We start from the raw sequence: 3,874 nt of genomic DNA, 5'->3' as shown, positions 1-3,874 counted from the left end.
ATCTGCGACTTCTCGTCCACGCAGAGGACGAGGGCCTTCTCCGGCGGGTCGAGGTAGAGGCCGACGACGTCACGGACCTTGTCGATGAACAACGGGTCAGTGGACAGCTTGAAGATCTGCGACCGGTGCGGCGCCAGGGCGAACGCCCGCCAGATCCGCGAGACCGTCGACTGCGACATGCCCGTCGCCGCCGCCATCGACCTGGTCGACCAGTGGGTGGCGTTCTTCGGTGTCTCCTCGAGCGTCTTGACGATGACCCGCTCGACGTCGGCGTCGGTGATCTTCCTGGGGACACCGGGCCGCGGGTCGTCGCACAGGCCGTCCAGGCCGCGTTCGATGAACCGGCGCCGCCAGGTGCGGACCGTGTCCGGAGTGATCCGCAGCCGGCGAGACACCTCCATGATCGAGTGGCCATCGGCGCACTCCAGCACGATCCGCGACCTCTGAGCCAGAGCCCGAGCCGTCGTCCGGCGGCGTAACCAGCCCTCCAGCACTGCCCTCTGGGCATCACTGACCGACAACGGCGGAATCTTCGGACCCGGACGACTCATGCCCAACTAACGACGAATCTCCGACTCAGGTCACTAGGACTTGTCCGGCCGATCTTGCGTATGGGGGACGATGTCCCGAATGGCTAGTCCGGTGTATTCGAAAGGAGTGCGTGTGGATCATCACGATGGCATGGACCGCGCCGAGATAGAGGCCTGGGGGCGCCACCTTGCCGCTCCTGGCTGGCGCCAAGTCGCTGAGTATCTGGACCGCATCTTCGATCCCCGCTATGTCGTTGCCAAACTCGTGCAGTCAAAGGAGCCCAGAGGCATCCGTCTCTATCCAGCTGCCGCAGCCGGGCGTAAGGACCCTTCGGCAACCCATCTCTGGGCTACCAGGAAGCTGTGGCGCGCCGACATCCACGTGCCGTGGGAGACAGCCCGTGCTCACCTGCCAGCTGGTCGCGAGCGAAGGCAGGACGAGATCAACCAGGACTACGTGGAAGTCGACTTGAGCGAGCCTGACACTGTGGATCTGGCCGTGCACTTGACCCGGCTCGCTCTCGCCCACCGCGAGCTTCACAAGACGAACGGCTGAGCGCCCCAGCAAACGGGGGCCAGTGATGTGACAGCCCCGGGATCGGGGCATCGTTCTGGCTGGGGGCGCGGTGATCACTCGGCATCACTCAGGTCGCCCCGCCCCATGCCGACAAGAACGACTCAGGCACGGAGCAGTCAGATGATCGGCCGGACATGCTCTAGCCGGCCGGTGAACCCGAAGAAGGCCCCCGGGCCTGGTGCCAAGTCGGTACCGGGCCGGGGGCCTTCTTGAACTTGGGATGAGGGTCCCAGGCAACTTGGCCTGGTAGCAGAGCAGTTTGCTTTTCGGGTTACCTCATGATTACTCTGGGCTCAGAACGAGACGCCCGCAGTGCGCGCGTCACGAACGCCGGAGTTCAACAGCGGTTCGGTTAAGCCCTGTTGACGACTGGCAGGAGTGTGGCCATAGAGCCGATCAAGTCGATCCCTTTTTGGACACGCGGACTTAGACTGAGTCCAACTCCTAGAAAACGGTGAAGGGAACAAGCCCAACACCGGGAGCCCGCAGTAACACAGCAACACCCTGAGTTTCGGTGACCAGTGTCATCCGGTCTCAACGATTACCCACGCGGGGTAGACAACGCGTGGGGGCACGACCAGCGGGCGGTCGTGTTTGGCAGGAATTGACCTGCCTTCGTTGGGATCGGCGCCCTCTCGTGTGGAGACGCCTCTCTTCGAAGGCGCCCGCACCCTGGGAGGGACGCATGAGCATTTCCAACACGCTTCAGCTTCTTCTGGCCCATCCGGCTACGCCGTTCGCGCTGGCCCTGATGGTCATGTTCGCGATCGACCGTGCCACCCGCGCCTGGACGTTCCACGTCTCCATGCGCGGCGCCCCGCCGGCCGAGCGTCCGGCCATCATGCGCGAGCACAAGAACATGTGGCAGATCCGGCGGAAGCCGCCCACCATGTACTGACCCTTCAAGGGCAGGCCCCGAAACGTAAAAAGGCCCCCTCCGCCTTCATGGCAGGGGGCTTTTTATCGGGCGTGTGGGCGGACGGTGTGCCGTAGCCCGGGGCGGTTGAGGCTCAGTTCGCGGATTCGATGGGGCGGGCCTTCATTGGATGCCTGATTCGGGATCGAGTGGCGTATCGTATGCCTCTCGCCATTCCTTCATGAACTTATCGAAGGATTTAGCGTGCCCTTGCGACAGGTTTCGGTAAAGATCTACTATGCGATCCGGGGTTTTGAAGAGATCGTTTGGGCGCGAGGTCGGAATCCTGATCTCTTCCCCGTTGGGCAAACGGTGCATAACGAGCCCATTTACCTCATCTGACGCCACGGCGTACACCAACTCGTTGACGAACGTGCGCCAGTCGACTAGATAGACACCCTTCTTTCGCCCTCGGTCTGAGGCCAGGTAGAAGTCTTGCAGGGACAATCCCGTATGCGTCGAAACGTTGAAGCGGGGTACGAGAACGTATGAGTGGACAATGGCGTGGCAGAGGAGTAGGAGAGGTATCTGGTCTGGGCGTTCCGCCCTATCGTCGTAAAACCTTTCGATGTGATGTTGGTCTATCGCGCCGGGAAAGTAATCCTTGCGGATGGGTAGAAAGGTGACGTTAATTGGGTGCTCTTGAGCTTCAACGGAGAGCTTCGCGGACTCGATCAGCTTTCGCACGCCTAGGCCGACCCGAAAGAGTGTGTCCTCGAAACGGGTGCGCCAGTACGTATCCCAGTCATCACTAAAATTTACGGGTGGCCAAGGCCATTCCCGTAGATCAATTTCGAAACGCTTCACTGCTCTATACAAGAGGAGCTTGTAGGCCGGGCCGTCGTCAATCACTCGATCATCTTAGGTTGGCGTGCACGCCAGTGTGGTGCCTTTAACGCTCTCGGCGAGAGATCGGCGTGCCTTGTGGCGCTGGCAGCACCTGCGACCAGCTAGGCGGCCGTGTGCCGGAACGCAAAAAAGGCCCCCTCCGCCGCGAAGGCAGAGGGGGCACAGTTTTGCCGGGCGCGACCCGGCACGAGACCGGATCACCTCCTAGCTAGACAGCTGCGTCCTTCTTCAGGAAGGACGGGAGCAGGCCGTCGACGAGCGGCAGCGCCATCAGGCGGGTGACGGCGGCGGCGACGGCGATGATGACGCCGACACCGGGGGCCGTCTCCGGGATGTCGGAGGCGTCGAGGAGGAGCGGCATGCCGGCGGCGACGGAGACGACGGTCTGGAAGACGGTGCGGACCGTCCGCCGCGTGGAGTCCTTCATGGGTGATCCCTTCTGGGGCGTTTCCTTCAGGTCATCTGGCCGTTGGCCGATGTGTAGTCGGAGAGGGTGAGGGCAGAGGGCGACCTGTTCAAATGCCTGATTGACGCGCGGCAGTTGGTTCTGCATGAGTACCGTGAGCTGGGCAGCAGGCGCCCTCCTGTGAGGGGGCGAGGGGAATGGGGGAAAGATGACGGAGCCACGACTAAGCGTGATCCTCACTTGGACGATCTTCGGGGCGGCCGCAAGCCTCGTCCTGCTTGCCAAGATGAATGCCGCTGGGGTCATGCCCCTTGAAGAACCGATGAGGGGTGTGACGCTTGCTGGCCTGCTGGCTGGCGGCGCAATCCTGTTCGGGCTGATCGGCAGTCACCTGGAAGGCGAGGTCATCCGCGAAAAGATCTCCCGGGCGACCTACTGGACGACGGTGTTCGGGATCGCCGTAGCGTCGTTCACGCTTCTGGGAATCACGGGCGTGGACGACCTTCTGGCCTTGTTCAACAAGTACCGCTAGGGCTTCTCGACTAGGACTTGTCCGGCCGATCATGGTTCCGGTTGTTGGGGCACGGCGGGGCTTC

General features: G+C 62.4%; 6 protein-coding genes. 3 read left to right on the top strand and 3 right to left on the bottom strand.

The annotated features are described in order from the left end of the window. Positions 1 to 551 (bottom strand): IS630 family transposase (locus IE321_RS41015; RefSeq protein ID WP_190226712.1); only part of this gene is annotated, 551 nt, incomplete at its 3' end. Positions 552 to 663: 112 nt separating this feature from the next. On the opposite strand from IE321_RS41015, the gene IE321_RS41010 reads away from it, so the two are divergent. Both IE321_RS41010 and IE321_RS41005 read left to right on the top strand, forming a co-directional pair. Further along, positions 664 to 1,086 carry a hypothetical protein gene (locus IE321_RS41010; protein WP_190226711.1) on the top strand — a complete coding sequence of 141 codons (423 nt, stop codon included), beginning with the start codon at positions 664 to 666 and terminating at the stop codon, positions 1,084 to 1,086. 706 nt (positions 1,087 to 1,792) lie between these two features. Beyond that, positions 1,793 to 2,005 (top strand): hypothetical protein, encoded by a 213-nt coding sequence (locus IE321_RS41005; protein WP_190226710.1) that lies wholly within the window; start codon positions 1,793 to 1,795, stop codon positions 2,003 to 2,005. Positions 2,006 to 2,146: 141 nt separating this feature from the next. Here IE321_RS41005 and IE321_RS41000 read toward each other — a convergent pair whose 3' ends face one another. Together IE321_RS41000 and IE321_RS40995 are read right to left on the bottom strand one after the other, a co-directional pair. After that, complete coding sequence (locus IE321_RS41000) at positions 2,147 to 2,875, bottom strand: hypothetical protein (RefSeq protein ID WP_190226709.1); 729 nt, start codon at positions 2,873 to 2,875, stop codon at positions 2,147 to 2,149. A gap of 205 nt (positions 2,876 to 3,080) precedes the next feature. Continuing rightward, positions 3,081 to 3,299 carry a hypothetical protein gene (locus IE321_RS40995; protein ID WP_190226708.1) on the bottom strand — a complete coding sequence of 73 codons (219 nt, stop codon included), beginning with the start codon at positions 3,297 to 3,299 and terminating at the stop codon, positions 3,081 to 3,083. 208 nt (positions 3,300 to 3,507) lie between these two features. Here IE321_RS40995 and IE321_RS40990 point away from each other — a divergent pair, with 208 nt between their 5' ends. Next, the gene (locus IE321_RS40990; protein ID WP_190226707.1) at positions 3,508 to 3,810 is read left to right on the top strand and encodes a hypothetical protein; all 303 of its coding nucleotides are present in this window, start codon (positions 3,508 to 3,510) and stop codon (positions 3,808 to 3,810) included. Positions 3,811 to 3,874 lie beyond the last annotated feature (64 nt).

Source organism: Streptomyces hydrogenans (genome assembly GCF_014656075.1).
Lineage (GTDB): Bacteria > Actinomycetota > Actinomycetes > Streptomycetales > Streptomycetaceae > Streptomyces > Streptomyces hydrogenans.
This window is presented reverse-complemented; position numbering and strand designations above follow the sequence as displayed.